The sequence below is a fragment of the Kitasatospora sp. NPDC054768 genome (assembly GCF_053612025.1).
Genome location: NZ_JBSHBN010000184.1, coordinates 1 through 17591 on the forward strand (window position 1 = coordinate 1; position 17591 = coordinate 17591).

Below are 17591 nucleotides of genomic sequence, written 5' to 3' on the forward strand. Positions count from 1 at the left end.
GGCCCACCCCCCGCGCCCACCCACCCCTACGCCCCCTGGGGCCCGAACCCCGACGGATACTAGCCCCAGGGGCCGGGGAGACACTCCAGGCGGGGCGCTCCGAGTGACGCCCGGGGCAGGGCGCTCGGCTCAGGCGGGACGCTCCCCGAGCGTCTCCTCCACCGTCCGGCGCGGGGTCGCCGCACCGGGCGGGCCGTAGCCGGCCCGCAGCACCAGCTGGACGTGCCCCGGACCGGCGGCCGGGTCGCGCAGCGCCCAGCGAATGTCCGGCCACTCGATCGCCTGGTGCCAAATGGTGAGCCGGACGCCGTGCACCGTGGCCAGCAGCCAGACCCGCTCCAGCGCCTGCCCGGTGCGCAGCCAGTCCAGCGGGCCGTCGCCGGGAGTGGTGAGGGTGCACAGCTGGGGCAGCGCCTCGAACCGCCGGGAGGGCTGCGCGGGCGCCTCCGGCGGGCGGCCGGCGAACTCGCGCATCGGCACCCGGGCGTCGTGGTCCTGCGGGCCGAGCGCGGCCTGCGGGATGCCGTCCTCGGCGGTACCGTCGTCGGACCGCAGCCAGGCGCGGGACTCGGCGACGCGGGCCGGGTCGTCGGCGATGCGACGCTCGGCCTCGGCGGTCAGCGCCTGCACCCGCCGCACGCCGTCCTCCTCCAGTGCGGCGAGCGCGACGCCCTCCTCGCGGGCGGCGGCCATCAGCTCGCCGATCACCGCCTCGGGGACGTCGCGCTGGGTGAAGGGCTCGCGGCTGGAGTGCCGGGCGGCGATCGCGGGGTAGAGGTCACGGCCGAAGGGCGTCTCCTCGACGGCCGGCCGGGAGAGGTCGAGCACGGCGAGCAGGCCGGGCTCGGCGGCCTCCGGCAGCAGCCGGACCTGCGGTTCCCGGTCCAGCCGGCCGGCCGCCACCCGCAGGTTGAACACGGCCGCGCCGACCGCGATGTGCACTGCGGCGCCGACCGGGTCGGCCAGGGGTACGGAACGCCCGGTGTCGGCGTGCACGGCGAGCCCGCGCCCGTCCGGGGTCGGCGCGAAGCGCCAGGGCTGGCTGTTGTGCAGCGAGGGCGCCGCGCCGCCGGCCGCGGCGAGCAGGCGCAGGTCGGCCGCGCTGAGCATCTGGGTGAGAGCCGGGTCGAGCGTCATGGCGATCCACTCCTTCAACCGCGAGGCTTCGGCTTCAACCGCGGGGTTCGACTGCACGGGGCCCGCGGGTCCCGCTGCTTACGAGCGTGCGCGCCCCGACCGGTCCGGGAACAGGGCCCTTGGACCCGTCCTCGCGGCCGCCGGGCCGGGGCCTCCCGCTCGGGAGGCCCGGGCGGGGGCCGTCGGGCCCGTCCGGTGGATCGGGACGGGGGCGGATCCACCGGACGGGCCGTCCATCACCCGTGCGGGACGACCGCGACGGGGGCCTCGGCGTGGTGCAGGACGGCGTGCGCGACCCGGCCGAGCCGGGGCCCGAACTCGACCGGGCGGCGGCCCCGGCCGACCACGACCAGCGCGGCGCCGGCGGAGACCTCGACCAGGGCGCGGGCGGCGCCGATCTGCACGTCCTCGACCACCTCCACCTCCGGGTGCTGCTCGCGCGGACCGGCCAGGGCGAGCGAGAGCAGCTTGGCCTCCAGCGCCTCCAGCTGGGCGAGCTCGGCCGCCGGGACGGCGCCGCCCGCGTAGCCGAACACCGGCGGCAGCTCCCAGCCGTGCACCGCCCGGACCCGGGCGCCGCGCAGGGCCGCCTCGCGGAAGGCGAAGTCGAGCACCTCGGTCTCGGGGGTGTGGGCGTCGACGCCGACCACCACCTCGCCCGCGGTGGCCTCGCCCTCCTCGCGCACCACGACCAGCGGCACGGTGCTGCGCCCGGCCACCGACATGCTGACCGAGCCCAGCAGCAGGCCGGTGAAGCCGCCGCGGCCGCGCGAGCCGAGCACCAGCAGCTCCGCCTCCGCGGCGGCGGCCAGCAGGCCGTCCACCGGTGCGTCCAGGACGGCGTCGGTCTCCACGGCCAGGTCGGGGTGCAGGCCGCGGATGTCCTCGGCGGCCTCGGCGAGGGTGCGGCGGACGGCCTCGGGCAGGTCGTCCGCGTCGGCGAAGGAGGACACCCCGTCGGTCAGCCACGGCCAGGCGTGCACCAGGCGCAGCGAGGCGCCCCGGCGCACCGCCTCGGCGGCGGCCCAGTGGGCGGCCGCGGCACTCTGCGGCGATCCGTCGACCCCGGCCAGCACGGTTGACGTCATGACTGTTCCTCCACACTGTCGACAGGTCGTCGACGCTCGGCGGTTCGGTGCGGGCCGCGGTGTGCTCTGACGCCCCGTCCGCTCCTCCCCCACCCTGGCAGCGACGCGCGGCCCGGCGGCAGAGGCCTCAGGACCCTGCGCGGCGGGACGAAAGGCCCGCCCGACGGAGCCTACGGCCGACCCCGCCGTCCCCACCACCGACACCGGGGCACTACCGTGAACACGGCAATCCCGCTGGTCGGACGGCACCCGAGTCGGGTCGGGCGGTGGGGGCGGCCGTCCGCGGGGCGGACGGGGCGCGTCCGGACGGTGGACGGGCCGGTCAGGGCAGCACGACGAGGAGGACAGCGGTGGGCGGAGCGGACGGCAGCGCGGCGGGTGGCGGCGCGCGGATGCCACGGCTGCGCCTGGACGAGCTGCTGGAGGAGCTCCAGTGGCGGATCGACGCGGCGCGCGGCACCCAGAACCGGGTGCACAGCCTGTTGGAGGCGGTGCTGGCGGTCGGGCGGGAGCTGGATCTGGCGCAGGCGCTGCACCGGATCGTGGAGGCCGCCGCCGATCTGGTGGACGCCCGGTACGGGGCGCTCGGGGTGATCGGGCCGGACGGGCACACGCTGTCGCAGTTCCTGACGGTGGGCCTGACGGAGGAGGAGATCGCCGAGATCGGCCCGCCGCCGTCGGGCCGGGGCATCCTGGGCGAGCTGATCCGCGAGCCGCGGCCGCTGCGCTGCCCGGTGCTGTCCGACCACCCGGCCTCGGCGGGCTTCCCGTCGAACCATCCGCCGATGCACACCTTCCTGGGGGTGCCGGTGCGGGTGCACGGCGAGGTGTTCGGCAACCTCTACCTGACGGACAAGCGCGGTGGGCTGGACTTCGACGAGGACGACGAGGCGGTGATCTCCACCCTGGCGGTCGCGGCCGGTGTGGCGATCGACAACGCCCGGCTGTACGAGGAGGCGCAGCTGCGTCAGCGCTGGCTGCGGGCGAGCACCGAGATCACCCGCAGTCTGCTGTCGGGGGCGCCGCGACTGGAGGTGGTCGAGCTGATCGCCCGTCGGGCGCGGGAGATCTCGGGCGCCGAGCTGGCGGACGTCTCGGTGGCGCTGGCCGGTCCGGAGGAGCGGGCCGAGGAGTTGACGGTGGAGGTCGCGCTGGGTGGCACGCCGTCCGCGCGGCTCGGGGTGACGGTGCCGGTGGACGGCACGCTGTCGGGCGCCGCGTACGCCTCCGGCTCCCCGGCCACCAGTGACGAGCTGGCCTGCGACACCCGTTTCCCGGCCGGTCCGGCGGGCCGCTTCGACGGGCTGGGCGCGGCGGTGGCGGTCCCGCTGGGTACGGGTGCCGGGTACGGGCGGGGCGTGCTGCTGCTGGCCCGGGCGCAGGGTCGGCCGGCGTTCGGGCCGGAGGAGACCGGTCCGCTGCTGGGCTTCGCCGACCAGGCGGCGCTGGCCCTGGAGCTGGCCGAACGGCGGCGTGACGCCGAGCAGTTGAACCTGCTGGAGGACCGCGACCGAATCGCCCGGGACCTGCACGACCTGGCGATCCAGCGGCTGTTCGCGACCGGGATGACGCTGCAGAGCGCGGGCCGGCTGATCGAGAGCCAGGCCGCGGCGGACCGGGTGGCCCGGGCGGTGGCCGACCTGGACGAGACCATCAAGATCATTCGCTCGACCATCTTCGGTCTGCGCGCCCACAGCGAGCCGGACCGCGGCCTGCGCGCCCGCGCCACCCGGGTGGTCACCGACGCCCAGGGTCCGCTCGGCTTCCCGCCCCGGCTGAGCATGGAGGGCCTGCTGGACACCGACGTGCCGCAGGAGCTGGCCGGGCACGTGGTCGCGGTCCTCGCCGAGGCGCTCAGCAACGCCGCCCGGCACGCCAAGGCATCCCGGGTCGAGGTGACGCTGCGCGCCCTGGCCGGGCGGGTGGCGCTGAGCGTGACGGACGACGGCGTCGGCGTGCCCGAGGGCGGGCGGCGCAGCGGGCTGCGCAACCTGGCCGAGCGCGCCGACCGGGTCGGCGGCTCCTTCACCGTCGACCCGGCCGAGGGCGGCGGCACCCGGCTGGTCTGGGAGGCCCCGATCGGGTCCTGAGGCCCTCCCGCCACCCGCCTCCCGTCAGCCGTCAGCCGTCAGCCGTCAGCCGTCAGCCGTCAGCCGTCAGCCGCGTAGGGTGGGCAGGGTGGGCAGGGTGCGCAGGAAGCCGAGGAGGTGGCTGTTGAACTCCTCCGGCCGTTCCATGTTGGGGTAGTGCCCGGTGCCCTCGACGATCACCGCGCGGCCTTCGACGACGGTGCGCACGACCCGTTCGGCCAGGTTGATGTGGTCCACGGAGTCGATGCCGCCGTTGATCGCCAGCAGCGGGACGGTGATCCCGGTGAGCCGCTTCCAGGTGTCGGTCACCGGCACCAGGTACTGGGGCTCGTCGGGGGTGTGCTTGGCGACGGTGCTCCGGGTCATCTCCTTGAGCCGGCGCACCACCTCCGGGTCGACCTCGTCCAGGCGGCGGTGCGGCCCGGAGGCGAGGCTGGTGAAGGAGTCGAGCCAGGCCTCGGCGTCGCCCTCGGCGAGCGCGGCGGTCTGGTGGGCGGCGAGTTCGCCGAGCCACGGGTCGGTGAACTCGGATTCGCTGGTGCCGTTGCCGCTGATCACCAGCGCGCGGACCAGTTCGGGGTGTTCGAGGGCGAGGTCGAGGGCGATCGTCCCGCCCATGGAGAGCCCGATCACGGTCACCGGGCCCAGGCCGAGGTGGCGCAGCAGGTCCGCCAGGTCGTCGGCGGGGCGGAAGGGCCGGCCGGCGTTGTCGGAGGCGCCGTGGCCGCGGGTGTCCGGGGCGATCACCCGGTATTCGGGCAGCAGGGCCGGGAGTTGGTCGGCCCAGCTCCGGCGGTCCAGCAGGCCGCCGTGCAGCAGCACCAGGGGTTCGCCCGTACCGGCGTCGAGGTAGGCGAGGCGGCCGTGGCCGCTGTCGAAGGAACGCAGGTCAAAGGTCTGTTCGGGGGAATCGGAGTACGTCATGACGAAAATTTTAGGTCGGGCGACCTATATTTGTCTCCATGAGCCCCACATCCGTCTCAGAACTCCCCCCGCACCCCACCTTCCCCTCGGACCGCCTCAGCCACAACCCCGACGGCCCCGTCCTGCTGGTCGGCGGCTACGGCACCGTCGGCGCCGAACTCGCCCGACTCGCCTCCCCCACCTGGCCGTTGCTGCTCACCGGCCGTTCCGAGCAGCGCGGCGCCGCCCTCGCCGCCGAACTGGACGGCACCACCGTCCGCCCCTGGGACCTCGCCGACCCCGAGCCGTTCACCGCCGCCGTACGGGCCGTGGTCGGGGTGGTCAACGACCCGGACGACCGGGTGCTGCGGGCCGCCGTCCGCGCGGGCGTCCCGTACGTGGACGTCACCCGCTGGACCGCCCGGCTCCAGCGCGCGGCCACGCTCGCCGCCCTGCTGCGCCCGACCGCCCCGGTGCTGCTCTCCTCGGCCTGGATGGGCGGGGTGACCAGCCTGGTCGCCGCCGCCCTGGCGGACCGGCTGGGCCGGGCCGAGCGGATCGAGACCGCCATCCGCTGGGACCTCGCGGACCGGGCCGGCGCCGACTCGGTGGAGTTCATGGACCGCCTGGGACTCGACTACGAGGTGATCCAGGACGGCCGACGCCGCTCCGTAGCCCCGCTCAGCCGCCCGCGGACCGTCCGCATCGGCGACACCCCGACCCTGGTCGCCGGGATCGACACCCCCGAGCAGTTCACCCTCCCGCTCACCCTGGGCGCCACCACCGCCGCCACCCGGATCGGCTTCAGCTCCCGCTCCTCCACCACCGCCCTGCTCGCGGCCCGGCACGCCGGCTTCTTCCGCTGGGGCCGCGGCGACCGCTGGGAGCCGGCCCGCCGCGCCCTGCTCCACTCCCCCGGCGAGGGCGGCACCGCCCTGCTGCGCACCGACGTCGCCTCCGGCGGACGCGCCCTCACCGCCACCGTCGAGGACCGGGGCGGCCAGGCCCGGCTCACCGCCGTCGGCGCCCTGCTGGCGCTGCGCCGGGTGCTCGGCACGGACGGCGCCCCGCCGCCCGCCGGGGTGGCCTTCCCCGAGCAGACCCCGCGCCCCGGGCAGGTCCTGGAGGACCTGGCGGCCCTGGGCGTCACCGTCACCGTCACGGCCACCGGGGCCGACGGGCGGCGCGGCACGGCGGCGGCGGCATGAGCAGCGTCCGGGGCCTGAGCGGCAAGGGCGCCCAGCGGCGGGAGCAACTGCTGGACACCGCGGAGGAGTTGCTCGTCACCGCGGGCGGCACCGAACTGTCCATGCGAGCGGTGGCCGCCGCCGCGGGCGTCCGCCTCGGCCACCTCCAGCACTACTTCCCGACCCACGCCGAGCTGGTGGCCGCCGTGCTGGAGCGCGTCCTCGCCCGCTCGGTGGAACGGCTCGCGCCGCTGCTCGACCCGGGCCGCGACGAGGACGCCCTGCTCCGCGAACTGCTCGCCGAGCAGCAGGACGTGCGCCTGGTCCGCCTGTTCGCCGAGCTGTGGGCACTGGCCGCCCGCGACCCCTCGGTGGCCGCCACCGTCCGGGCCTTCTACGACCGCTACCGGGAGCTGGTCGCCTGCTTCCTCGCCGAACGCCAACCGGCCCTGACGGAGGAGGAACGGCACGCCCGCGCCCAGGTGTTCGTCATGCTGATCGAGGGCGCCTCGCTCTTCCGCTCCGGCCTGGCCGGCACCGCGGATGCCGCGGCGGACGCCGAACTCCTGCGCACCGCCCTGGCGTTGCTGGGGCCGTGAGGACGCCTCGGGGCCGCCGGCTCAGGCCAGGCACCGGCCGATGACCAGTTCCGGGCGGATGCGGATGCGGACCGTGCCGCCCGGATCGGCCGTCCTGGCCGCCGGGCGGACCTGCGCGCGGCCGAGGACGGTGACGAACCAGCCGGAGCCGTCCCGGCCGTCCACCTCGTCGGCCTCGAAGGCGATCACCGCGCCGTCCACCGCCCGGGCCAGTTCGGAGCCGGCCGGTGCCGAGAGCAGCACACCGCCGGGGGCCAGCCGGAACGGCACCGGCAGGACGGCCGGGAGGGCGTCGACCGTGTAGACCACCCGGCCGACGTCGGCCCGGGCCAGCAGCTCCAGCGACCGCTTCCGGTCGAGTTCGCGCAGTTTCGGCAGGTCGGGCCGGTCCTGCGGAACAGGGCGGCCGGACGGAACGGGCCGCTCGAACGGAGCGGGGCCGTCGTACGCGACGGCCGGGACGGGCCGGGGGGACGGGACGTGGTCGCGGTTCATGCGAGCGATGCACGCCCGGGCCCGGGCCGGGCCGCGAGGGCCGATGGTCCCGGCCGGGCCCGGCGAGAGCCCCGCCCGGCGGGCCGTCGGCCCCGGGTCCCAGGCCCGGGGCCGAAGGACCGTTCGGCCCCGAACGGCACTGCACCGCACCGAACGGGCACAGACGGTGCCGAACGGCCGGGCTCAGCCCCGGCCGGTGCGCAGCACGGAGGGCTGCGCGGCCGCGGAGGCCTGGCGCAGCTCGGTGGCGATCAGGGCGGCCTGCACCCGCCGCTCGACGCCGAGCTTGGCGAGCAGCCGCGACACGTGGTTCTTGACGGTCTTCTCGGCGAGGTAGAGCCGCTCGCCGATCTGCCGGTTGGTCAGGCCCTCGCCGATGAGTTCGAGGACCTCCTGCTCGCGCGCGGTCAGGCCCGGTCCGGTGGTGACCGGCTGGGCGGGTTCGGCGTCGCTGCGCAGGCGGTTCAGGAGGCGGGTCGCGGCGCCGGGGTCGAGCATCGAGCGGCCGGAGGCGACGGTGCGGACGGCGGCGACCAGGTCGGTCCCGCTGATCTGCTTGAGCACGTACCCGGCGGCGCCCGCCATCACGGCGTCCAGCAGCGCCTCCTCGTCGTCGAAGGAGGTCAGCATCAGGCAGGCCAGCCCGGGCATCCGCGAGCGCAGCTCACGGCAGACCGAGACGCCGTCACCGTCGCCCAGCCGGACGTCCAGCACGGCCACGTCGGGCCGCAGCGCGGGCACCCGCACGAGCGCCTGCTCGGCCGTCGCCGCCTCCCCGACCACCTCCAGGTCCGGCTCGCAGTCCAGCAGGTCGTGCACGCCGCGGCGCACCACCTCGTGGTCGTCCAGCAGGAACACCCGGACCGGTGCCGGGGCCCCGGCACCCTCCGTCTTGGTCGCCATCACGCGGCTCCACCTTCGTCGCACCCCCGCACACTCCCAGCGGGGCCCAGGGCATCATCCCCCGGACCCGGCCGCGGACCCAGGGCCCAACGGCCCCATTCCGGCCGGGCCGCACGGCCCGGGCCGGGCCGGGGCCGGTCCCGCGGGTCTCCTCCGGTCCGCCGGGCCGCTCGGGAGGCGCGCCGGCGGAAGCGTTCTCAGCGCCCCTGCCGCCGTACGTTCCCGAGCCCCATCAGCAGGAAGGCGAGCGCGATGCCCGCGCCGCTGACCGCCGCGAGCACCACCCGGGGCACGACCTCGCCGCCGCCGGACACCAGGATGGCGACCGCCCCGAGCGAGGCGACGGCCGCACCGACCACCAGCCACCCGGCCAGGGCCAGGGCCGGCGGCCGGTGGGAGCGCGGGGCGGGCCCTACGTCCAGGGCGGCCCAGCGGGCCGCGGTCTCCTTCACCTCCCGGCGGCGGTCCCACAGGGCCCGCATCCGCAGCGCCGTGCCGCCGACCAGTCCGGCGAGCGCGATCTGTGCGGCGGGCCGCCAGTCCGGCACGACGAGCAGCAGCCCGCCCGCGAGCGCGAGCCCGGCCCACCACAGCACGCAGGCCGCGGCGGCCGTACGGGTGGAGCGGGGCCGGTCGGCGCCGGCCTGGAGGTCGGCGATGGCGGGCAGGTACCAGACACAGCCGCTCGCGGTGAGGGCGGCGGTGCCGATGGCGAGAACGGTGTGGTTCACGACCCGGCCTTCCTGGTCACGAAGGGGAGGGGAGAAGGGGAGAAGTGGGCCGTCCCCGCCCGCCCGGGGGCAGCGACGCGGGCGGGGACGGCGTACGAGGGGCGGGCTCAGCCGCCCGAGGAGGGTGAATCGGTGGACGCGGCGGCCTCGGAGGGCGGGGCCTTGACCGCGACGGCGGCGGCCGCCCGGTCCGCCCGGCTCAGCGGCCGGTCGTACTTCGTCGGCTCCACGTCGCCCAGATGCGTGGCGGGCTTCCCGCTGTGCGCCAGGACGTCCATGGCCGCGATGTCCGGGTGGTGGAGGTCGAAGGCCGGGGATTCGGAGCGGATCCGCGGCAGCTTGACGAAGTTGTGCCGCGGCGGCGGGCAGGAGGTGGCCCACTCCAGCGAGCGGCCCCAGCCCCACGGGTCGTCCTCGGTGACCTTCTCGCCGTACTTGGCGGTCTTCCAGATGTTGTAGAGGAACGGCAGGATCGACAGGCCGAGCAGGAACGAGCCGATGGTGGAGAAGGTGTTCAGGGTGGTGAAGCCGTCCGAGTCCAGGTAGTCCGCGTACCGGCGCGGCATGCCCTCGGCGCCCAGCCAGTGCTGGACCAGGAAGGTCGCGTGGAAGCCGACCGTCAGGGTCCAGAAGGTGATCCGGCCGAGCCGCTCGTCGAGCTTCTTGCCGGTCATCTTCGGCCACCAGAAGTGGAAGCCGGCGAACATCGCGTAGACCACGGTGCCGAACAGCGTGTAGTGGAAGTGGGCGACCACGAAGTACGAGTCGGAGACGTGGAAGTCGATCGGCGGGGCCGCGAGCAGCACGCCGGTCAGGCCGCCGAACAGGAAGGTGACCAGGAAGCCGACCGTCCAGAGCATCGGGGTCTCGAAGCTCAGCGAGCCCCGCCACATGGTGCCGACCCAGTTGAAGAACTTCACCCCGGTCGGGACCGCGATCAGGAAGGTCATGAACGAGAAGAACGGCAGCAACACCTGCCCGGTGACGTACATGTGGTGCGCCCACACCGTCACCGACAGGCCCGCGATGGCCACCGTCGCGGCGATCAGGCCGGAGTAGCCGAACATCGGCTTGCGGCTGAACACCGGGATGACCTCGGAGACGATCCCGAAGAACGGCAGCGCCAGGATGTACACCTCGGGATGCCCGAAGAACCAGAACAGGTGTTGCCAGAGCATCGCCCCGCCGTTGGCCGGGTCGAAGACGTGGGAGCCGAACTTGCGGTCGCACTCCAGCGCCAGCAGCGCGGCGGCCAGCACCGGGAAGACCAGCAGCACCAGCACCGAGGTGAGCAGCACGTTCCAGCAGAAGATGGACATCCGGAACATGGTCATGCCCGGAGCGCGCATGCAGATGATGGTGGTGATGAAGTTGACGGCGCCGAAGATGCTGCCGAAGCCGGACAGCGTCACGCCCATGATCCACATGTCGGCGCCGACGCCGGGCGAGTGGATCGCGTCGGACAGCGGCGCGTAGAGGAACCAGCCGAAGTCGGCGGCGCCCTGCGGGGTCGCGAAGCCGGCCGCGGCGATCAGCGAGCCGAACATGAACAGCCAGTAGGACAGCATGTTCAGGCGCGGGAAGGCGACGTCCGGCGCGCCGATCTGGAGCGGCATGATCCAGTTGGCGAAGCCGGTGAACAGCGGCATGGCGAACAGCAGCAGCATCACCGAGCCGTGCATGGTGAAGGCCTGGTTGAACTGCTCGTTGGAGAGGATCTGCGTTCCGGGCCGGGCGAGTTCGGCGCGCATGACCAGGGCGAGGATGCCGCCGATCAGGAAGAACGCGAACGACGACACCAGGTACATGGTGCCGATCGTCTTGTGGTCGGTGGTGGTCAGCAGTCTGACCAGGGCCGAACCGGGCCTCCTGGCCCTGGCCGTCCCTGCTGGGAGGGCCGTCGGCGGTGAGGTGGGGTCGCCCTGTGCCTGGGTGGCGCTCAAGGACGCACTCCTTCGGAACGTCGTGCGAATGGATGGCGCTCCATGATCCGAACAGGCGCCCTCCGCACCCCAGGGCCCTTCGGCCCGCCCGCCCGGGGCCGCTGGGCCCGAGTTCCCGGGCCCCGACCGGGACCTCCCGACCGCGCACCCGGGACCTCCCGGCCGGCCGACCGGCGCCTCCCGGCCGCGCGCCCGGCGCCTCCTGACCGGCCGTCGGGTGGCCGCGTGCCCGGATCGCCGCCCGCTCGCGCCGCGCTCACCGCGGCGCGGAGCCCCGGTCGAGAACCGCCGGAACGCGCCCTTCCCCACCGCCCCGTACGCCCGCCCGGCGGCGCCCCGCGGGCCGCCCGTCCACCCGGCCCGACCGGGCCCCGCCACCCCGGCCGACCTGCCGGAACGGCGACCGCGCAGCCGTACGGACCCCAGCGTCGACCCCCCGCCGCGGGGCCCCGGTCATGAGCCCGGGGGGAGCGGACCCGGCCGAATCCGCGGCCTTCAGCGCCGATCGGCCGTCAAGTAGCCTGCGCCCACACCGCACCGCCGCACCCGCACCCGCACCACGGCCGCCCCGCCACCTGCCACACCGTTGCCGCGAACGCCCAAGCCCACGCGAACGCCCACGCCCCGGAGGTACGCCGATGCCCCTGGCCCAGCCCGCCACCCCCGCCCGGCTGCGCTTCGCCGTCCTCGGCCCGCTCACCGGGGAGGCCGACGGCCGCCCGCTGGCCCTCGGGCCGCTGAAGCAGCGGCTGGTGCTGGCCGTCCTGCTGAGCCGCGCCAACACCGCCGTCCCGGTCGACCTGCTCACCGACGCGGTGTGGCCCGAGGAGCCGCCGCGCACCGCCCGGAAGAACCTCCAGGTCTACATCTGCACCCTGCGCACCCTGCTCGGCCGCGGGGACGGGCCCGACCGGCTGGTGCACTCGGCCGCCGGCTACCTGCTGCGGGTCGCCGAGCCCGAGTTGGACCTGCTGCGGTTCCGCGCCCTGGCCCGGGCCGGCCGGGCCGCCGCCGACGGCGGAGCGCTCGCCCCCGCCGCCCGGCTGCTGCGCCAGGCCCTCGACCTCTGGCAGGGCCCGCCGCTCGCCGACCTGCGCCGCTCGCCGGCCGTCGAGGCGGAGGCGGACCGGCTGGAGGCCCGCTGCCTGGGCGTCCACGAGGACTGGGCGGAGACCGAGTTGGAGCTCGGCAACCCCGGGGCCGTCGCCGAGGACCTCGCCGAGCTCGCCGAGCGCCACCCGCTGCGCGAGCGCCTCCAGGCCGCCCGGATGAACGCCCTGCACCTGTCCGGCCGCCAGGCCGAGGCGCTCGCCGTCTACGACACCCACCGCCAGCTGCTCGCCCGGGAGTTGGGGCTGGAGCCGAGCCCCGCGCTGACCGCCCGCTACCGGGAGCTGCTCGCCCGCGGCCGCTCCCTGCCCACCGCCGCCCGCCCGGAGCGCGGCGCCGGGCCGAACGGCGCCGCGCTGCTGCCCGCCGACACCGCCGACTTCACCGGAAGAACCGACGAACTGCGCTGTCTCGTCGACGAGTTGGGTGAGGGCGGCGGGCGCGTCGCGGTGCTCTCCGGCCCGGCCGGCTGCGGCAAGACCGCGCTCGCCGTACACGCCGGCCACCTGCTCGCCGACCGCTTCCCGGACGGCCGGGTGCTGGTCCGGCTGCGCGCCGAGGACGGCACCGCCCGCCCGCTGCCCGAGGTGCTCGCCGAACTCGCCGTCCTCACCGGCCGCCCGGGCGCCGCACCCGTCGCACCCGTCGGGACCGTTCGGCTCGCCCCCGCCCAAGACCCCGACCACGCCCCCGAACCCGGCCCCGGCGACACGGCCCGGGCCGCCGCCCTCTGGCGCGCCTCGCTCGCCGGGCGCCGGCTGCTGCTGATCCTGGACGACGCCCCGGGCGAGGCCGTGGTCCGCGAGCTGCTGCCGGGCTTCGGCCCGAGCGCCGTGCTGGTCACCTCCCGCAGCCAGCTGGCCGGCCTCGCCTCGGTGCGCCGCGTCGCCGTCCCGCCGCTCGCCCCCACCGAGGCCCTGGACCTGCTCGGCCGGATCGTCGGCACCGGCCGGACCGGCGCCGACCGCGCCGCCGCCGCCCGGATCGTGGCCGCCTGCGGGCTGCTGCCGCTCGCCGTCCGGGTCGCGGGCACCCGGCTGGCCGTGCTGCGCCATCTCCCGCTCGCCGAGTACGCGGCCCGGCTGGAGGACCCGGCGGGCGCCCTGGACGAACTGGTCGCCGGGGACGTCACCGTCCGCGCCCGGCTGGACTCCGGCTGGCGCGACCTCACCGACCGGGGACGGCTCGCCCTGGCCCGGCTCGCCGCCCTGCCGCTCGCCCTGCTCTTCACCCTCCCCGAGGCCGCCGCCGCCCTCGGCCGGCCCGAGCGGCTCACCCTGCGCACCCTGGAGGCGCTCACCGACACCGGGGCGGTGACCTCCCCCACCGGCGAGGTCACCGCCCGCGCCGCCCTGTACGCCCTGCCGCGGCTCACCCATCTGCACGCCCGCGAACGCGCGGTGGAGGCCGTACGGGCGCCGGCACTGACCTGACCGCGGTTCGCTCACCCCAGGGTCAGCAGGTCCAGCACGTCCGCCCGCCGCTCCCCGGGCCCCTCCTCCAGCCCGCTCAGCGCCAGCAGCACCCCCGCCGCGCCCGTGTGCAGATCGGCCGAGAAGCGCCGCAGCCTCATCCCCGGCACCAGCAGCCCCTCCGGCCGGGCCACCAGGTGCCACTGGAGCTTGCGCACCTGCCCGAGCACGGCCTCCCGCGCGGGCGCCCCGCCCAGCCGGTCCAGCGCCAGCGTCAGCCCGACCCGCCCGCGGAACAGGCCCGGCTCCCGGATGAACCCGGGCGCGCAGACCTTGCGCACGTCCGCCAGGAAGGCCTCCCCGCCCGGCAGCTCCGCGTGCTCCAGGAACTCCCGCACCACCAGCGCGATCCCGCTGCTGCCCCGGTCCAGGTAGGCCAGCCGGCGCCCGGCCTCCAGTACCTGCACCGACCCGTCGGGCACCCGGACGCACCCGGCCACGGCCCGTTCCAGCGCGGTCCGCCCGGAGTCGAGCAGCCACCGCTCGCCGGTCCGCCGGTACAGCCGCAGCTGGAGCAGCGCGATCCCCGCCAGCCCGTACAGCAGCCCGGCGGCCGCCGGCCCGTCCAGCCCGGGCACCGGGTCGCCGCGCAGCACCGCGGCCAACTCCCGTGCGTCGTCGAGCGCGTGGGCCAGCTCCCGGGGGCGGTCCAGCGCGCGCGCCAGCCGCAGCCGGGCGAGCGCCGCGCCGGCCCGGCCGCCGAACAGGCCCGCCTCCCGGGCCGGGCGGGCGGTGCGGGCGCGCCCGAGCAGCTCCTCCGCCTCCTCCGTCCGGCCGATCCGGGCCAGCACCAGCGCGGTGCCGAGCGGCCCGTCGTACAGTCCGCCGGTTCCGGGGCGGTCGGCCCGCCGGCGCACCGCGGCGACCAGCCAGTCCGCGTACTCCTGCGGCCAGTCGGCGCCGGCGCGGTACAGCGCGTACAGCACCCCCGCCGCGCCGTGCGACACGCCCGTACCGCCGTCGGCGAACCCGGCCACGTCCCCGGGGAAGAGCCGGTCCGGCCGGTCCGGGGTGGCGCCCGCGTGCAGGCCCGCGACCAGCTCCCGGCGCACCGGGTCCAGCGAGGGCCCGGCCAGCAGCTCCCGCCCGCGCCGCTCGCTCGCCGACTCCACCAGGGCCACCGCTCCAGGGCGCACCGGCCCCTCCTCCTCCCCGAGTCCGAACCACTCGCGCGCCCGCCGCTCCAGCGCCGGGAGCTTGCCCGGGTCGAGGTCGGCCAGTTCCAGCACCGGCATCAGCAGCATCAGCCAGGTGGCCCAGAGCAGCCAGCGGTCGGCCTCGGCGCCGGTCAGTCCGGGCGGGACGTGCTGTCCGGCCGCGCCGGCCACCGGCACCCGCCGGTCGTCCAGCCCGGCCGCGTACTCGAAGTCCACCAGCACCACCGACCCGTCCGGCCGGAGCACCACGTTGGACGGGTGGAGGTCCCCGAACCGCACGCCCCGCCCGTGCAGGGAGGCGAGCGCCTGTTCCAGCCCCGCCACCACCCCGCCCACCCACCGCGCGTACCGGGCGCGCTGCTCCGGTGTGCAGTTCTGGTGCACCAGCGGGTAGCGCCGGATCGCCTCGGTGAACAACTGGACGCCCTCGACGTGCTCCTGCACCAGGAAGGTGTGCTCCCACACCGTGCGCACCTCGTGCAGCCGCGGCACGCACGCCAGCCCGGCCAGCCGCTCCAGCGCCCACTGCTCGCGCCGCAGCCGGGTCAGGGCGTCCGCCCCGGCGCCGTCCAGCCCGGCGTGCGGGCGGGCCTCGCGCAGCACCACCCGCTCCCCCGTGCCGTGCCGCTCGGCGAGGTAGATCCCGCCGGCGTTGGAGAACCGGAGCACCTCGACGATCCGGTACGGCAGGCGCCCGCGGGCCGCCGCCCGGGCGGCCAGGTGCGGGCGCAGCGCGGCCGGCGGCTCGACCCACCCGGGCAGCCGGAACGCCGGCTCGCGAGGGTCGGGCACGAGCGCGCCGGACGGGTCGCGCAGGGCCGGGACGACCCGCCCGGCCGCGTCCTGGCACCACAGTTCGACGAAGGCCCCGTAGCGCGCGAACACCGGGGCGTCGCCGATCCGCAGGTCGGTGAGCACGTACGGCCCGGGGAAGCCGTCCAGCGCCCGCGCCAACTCCTCGGCCAGGGTGAGGAACTCGCCCTCCGTGGCCGGGTAGACGGTGATGAACTTGCCGCTGCTGCCACGCCCCGCGAACTTGCCGTTCGCCACCGCCAGCGCCGCCGGGCCGCGCAGGAACTTGAACGCGACCCGGCGGTCGAGGCAGATCCGGGCGACGGCCTCCAGCGTCCGCTCGGCGCCCTCCCGCACCGCCGACACGTGCAGCTTCCAGCCCTGCTCCGGCAGCCGGGAGTCGGCCGACGGGACCTCGGGCCGCAGCACCGTCCACAGCCCGCGCTGCTCCCGCCGCCAGCCCGCGGGCGGCTCGCCGAGGCCCAGCGGGTAGCGGTTCGCCCCGTCCCGCAGCCGCCCGGGGGTGTCGTAGTACATCGGATCGGCGAGGCAGTACAGCTGGGTCTCGTGGGCGCCGGCCATGGGGCCTCCTGTTCCGAAGTCTTCCGGGAGCGGGCGGTGTTCAGACGGCCGGGCGCGGCTGCGGTCCGCGCCGGACCGGCGGCGCCCAGGTGACCACGGCCGCGCAGAGCGCGATGGCGAGGGCCAGCAGGGCGAAGGTCCGGGTGCCGCCGAGCGAGCCGAGCAGGGTGCCGGCGGCCAGCGGGCCGAACGGCTGGACCAGGGTGGACAGGAAGGCGGCCGCGCTCTGCACCCGGCCGATCCGGTCGGGCGGCGCCGCGATCAGCATGCCGGAGACGAAGCCGATGCTGGCGACGGTGGACAGGCACATGCAGGCCGCGCAGAGCAGTCCGATCAGCAGCGGCACCCGGGTGAGCACCAGGACCCCGGCGGTGAGCGCGCAGGCCCAGCAGGCGAGCGCGACCAGGCTGCCGTCCCGGACCCGGGCACCGAGCCGGGGAGCCAGCAGCGCGCCGGCCAGGGCGCCGGCCGCGGTGCAGGAGACGACCGTGCCGCCTCCGACGCCGGAGCGGCCGCCGTCGGAGGCGACGGCCAGGGTGGCGAACATCAGCGCGCTGAACGCGAAGTTCATCCCGAGGCCGAAGATCAGCAGCAGGGTGCGCAGATAGGGCCGGTGCCAGATGAAGGCCAGTCCGGCGGTCAGCTCGGCCCGGCCGAGCACCGGCCCGTTCGTCGCGGCGGGCAGCGAACGGGTCCGCATCAGCGCCACGCAGACGGTGGACAGCAGCAGTCCGACGCCCTCGGCGAGGAACGGCAGCACCGGGTGCCAGGCGAACAGCGCCCCGCCGCCGAGTGGTCCGATCAGCCGGGCGGCCGCGCCGCGCGCCTGCATCCGGGAGGAGGCCTCGCGGGCCTGCCCGGTGGGCACCACCGCGCGCAGCAGCCCGCCCGCGGCGGGCCCGTAGACGCCGGTGATCAGCGCCCCGGCGGCGGCGACCAGCAGGACCAGCGGCAGCGGGGTGTGCCCGCGCAGCACGGCGACGACCAGGGCGCCGACCGCGAACAGACCGAGGACGTCGCAGATCCGCATCAGCCGGCGCCGCTCGATCCGGTCGGCGAGCACCCCGCCGGGCAGCATGGTGAGCAGCAGCGCGCCGACCGAGACGGTGCCGACGGCGCCCGCCCGGGCGGCCGATCCGGTCTCCCGCAGGACCAGCAACGGCAGGGCGATCGAGGCGAGTTGGGAACCGAGCGAGGCCAGCAGGCCGCCGGCCCAGAGCAGCCGGAAGTCCCGGTTGCGGGCGAGCGGGGTGGGCTCCATGGCCGTCCTCCGTGGTCGGGCGGGGGCACCCGCGGGGGTGCGGATCGGGCCGGGGGGGGGCCCGCCCCGCGCGGGGGGGGGCCCGCGGGGGCGGGGGGCCCCGCCCCCAGCCCCCACCCCCCGCCCCCCCGGCGCCCCCCG

The 17591-nt window shown here is 76.5% G+C and carries 12 protein-coding genes and 1 pseudogene; 4 read left to right on the forward strand and 9 right to left on the reverse strand.

Annotation, left to right across the window (positions count from 1 at the left end; genetic code table 11):
- Positions 1 to 129: 129 nt before the first annotated feature.
- Both ACWGKU_RS35450 and ACWGKU_RS35455 read right to left on the reverse strand, forming a co-directional pair.
- On the reverse strand, positions 130 to 1137 hold the full coding sequence (locus ACWGKU_RS35450; RefSeq protein WP_452180943.1) for an Acg family FMN-binding oxidoreductase: 1008 nt from the start codon (positions 1135 to 1137) through the stop codon (positions 130 to 132).
- A 236-nt stretch (positions 1138 to 1373) separates the two neighbouring features.
- Complete coding sequence (locus ACWGKU_RS35455; protein ID WP_452180944.1) at positions 1374 to 2225, reverse strand: universal stress protein; 852 nt, start codon at positions 2223 to 2225, stop codon at positions 1374 to 1376.
- Positions 2226 to 2617: 392 nt separating this feature from the next.
- On the opposite strand from ACWGKU_RS35455, the gene ACWGKU_RS35460 reads away from it, so the two are divergent.
- On the forward strand, positions 2618 to 4315 hold the full coding sequence (locus tag ACWGKU_RS35460; RefSeq protein WP_401054870.1) for a sensor histidine kinase: 1698 nt from the start codon (positions 2618 to 2620) through the stop codon (positions 4313 to 4315).
- A gap of 66 nt (positions 4316 to 4381) precedes the next feature.
- Here ACWGKU_RS35460 and ACWGKU_RS35465 read toward each other — a convergent pair whose 3' ends face one another.
- Positions 4382 to 5239 carry an alpha/beta fold hydrolase gene (locus ACWGKU_RS35465; RefSeq protein WP_452180945.1) on the reverse strand — a complete coding sequence of 286 codons (858 nt, stop codon included), beginning with the start codon at positions 5237 to 5239 and terminating at the stop codon, positions 4382 to 4384.
- A 38-nt stretch (positions 5240 to 5277) separates the two neighbouring features.
- Here ACWGKU_RS35465 and ACWGKU_RS35470 point away from each other — a divergent pair, with 38 nt between their 5' ends.
- A complete protein-coding gene (locus tag ACWGKU_RS35470) occupies positions 5278 to 6426 on the forward strand; it encodes a saccharopine dehydrogenase (RefSeq protein ID WP_452180946.1) in 1149 nt (382 codons plus the stop codon).
- A complete protein-coding gene (locus tag ACWGKU_RS35475; RefSeq protein ID WP_401053874.1) occupies positions 6423 to 7004 on the forward strand; it encodes a TetR/AcrR family transcriptional regulator in 582 nt (193 codons plus the stop codon). Before ACWGKU_RS35470 ends, ACWGKU_RS35475 begins: the two co-directional genes overlap by 4 nt.
- A 21-nt stretch (positions 7005 to 7025) precedes the next feature.
- Here ACWGKU_RS35475 and ACWGKU_RS35480 read toward each other — a convergent pair whose 3' ends face one another.
- The 4 genes and pseudogenes from ACWGKU_RS35480 to ctaD all read right to left on the reverse strand — a co-directional run.
- Positions 7026 to 7382, reverse strand: a complete 357-nt coding sequence (locus tag ACWGKU_RS35480) for a pyridoxamine 5'-phosphate oxidase family protein (RefSeq protein WP_452180947.1) — start codon at positions 7380 to 7382, stop codon at positions 7026 to 7028.
- Positions 7383 to 7682: 300 nt separating this feature from the next.
- Positions 7683 to 8402 carry a response regulator transcription factor gene (locus ACWGKU_RS35485; protein WP_359900914.1) on the reverse strand — a complete coding sequence of 240 codons (720 nt, stop codon included), beginning with the start codon at positions 8400 to 8402 and terminating at the stop codon, positions 7683 to 7685.
- Positions 8403 to 8599: 197 nt separating this feature from the next.
- Positions 8600 to 9133, reverse strand: coding sequence for a hypothetical protein (locus ACWGKU_RS35490; protein ID WP_452180845.1), 534 nt, complete (start codon positions 9131 to 9133; stop codon positions 8600 to 8602).
- Positions 9134 to 9405: 272 nt separating this feature from the next.
- Positions 9406 to 11076 (reverse strand): annotated as a pseudogene (gene ctaD / locus ACWGKU_RS35495) (aa3-type cytochrome oxidase subunit I); the annotation flags it as partial.
- 638 nt (positions 11077 to 11714) lie between these two features.
- On the opposite strand from ctaD, the gene ACWGKU_RS35500 reads away from it, so the two are divergent.
- Complete coding sequence (locus ACWGKU_RS35500; protein ID WP_452191707.1) at positions 11715 to 13619, forward strand: BTAD domain-containing putative transcriptional regulator; 1905 nt, start codon at positions 11715 to 11717, stop codon at positions 13617 to 13619.
- A gap of 11 nt (positions 13620 to 13630) precedes the next feature.
- Here ACWGKU_RS35500 and lanKC read toward each other — a convergent pair whose 3' ends face one another.
- Positions 13631 to 16189, reverse strand: a complete 2559-nt coding sequence (lanKC, locus tag ACWGKU_RS35505) for a class III lanthionine synthetase LanKC (RefSeq protein ID WP_452180847.1) — start codon at positions 16187 to 16189, stop codon at positions 13631 to 13633.
- 40 nt (positions 16190 to 16229) lie between these two features.
- Positions 16230 to 17450: an MFS transporter gene (locus ACWGKU_RS35510; RefSeq protein WP_401054115.1), complete on the reverse strand. Its 1221-nt coding sequence runs from the start codon at positions 17448 to 17450 to the stop codon at positions 16230 to 16232.
- Between the last annotated feature and the right edge of the window lie 141 nt (positions 17451 to 17591).

What these genes read in the sequence shown, in the direction of transcription:
- ACWGKU_RS35450 (WP_452180943.1), bottom strand. Translation starts at nt 1,137, where the DNA reads ATGACGCTCGACCCGGCTCTCACCCAGATGCTCAGCGCGGCCGACCTG.
- ACWGKU_RS35455 (WP_452180944.1), bottom strand. Translation starts at nt 2,225, where the DNA reads ATGACGTCAACCGTGCTGGCCGGGGTCGACGGATCGCCGCAGAGTGCC.
- ACWGKU_RS35460 (WP_401054870.1), top strand. Translation starts at nt 2,618, where the DNA reads ATGCCACGGCTGCGCCTGGACGAGCTGCTGGAGGAGCTCCAGTGGCGG.
- ACWGKU_RS35465 (WP_452180945.1), bottom strand. Translation starts at nt 5,239, where the DNA reads ATGACGTACTCCGATTCCCCCGAACAGACCTTTGACCTGCGTTCCTTC.
- ACWGKU_RS35470 (WP_452180946.1), top strand. Translation starts at nt 5,278, where the DNA reads ATGAGCCCCACATCCGTCTCAGAACTCCCCCCGCACCCCACCTTCCCC.
- ACWGKU_RS35475 (WP_401053874.1), top strand. Translation starts at nt 6,423, where the DNA reads ATGAGCAGCGTCCGGGGCCTGAGCGGCAAGGGCGCCCAGCGGCGGGAG.
- ACWGKU_RS35485 (WP_359900914.1), bottom strand. Translation starts at nt 8,402, where the DNA reads ATGGCGACCAAGACGGAGGGTGCCGGGGCCCCGGCACCGGTCCGGGTG.
- ACWGKU_RS35500 (WP_452191707.1), top strand. Translation starts at nt 11,715, where the DNA reads ATGCCCCTGGCCCAGCCCGCCACCCCCGCCCGGCTGCGCTTCGCCGTC.
- lanKC (WP_452180847.1), bottom strand. Translation starts at nt 16,189, where the DNA reads ATGGCCGGCGCCCACGAGACCCAGCTGTACTGCCTCGCCGATCCGATG.
- ACWGKU_RS35510 (WP_401054115.1), bottom strand. Translation starts at nt 17,450, where the DNA reads ATGGAGCCCACCCCGCTCGCCCGCAACCGGGACTTCCGGCTGCTCTGG.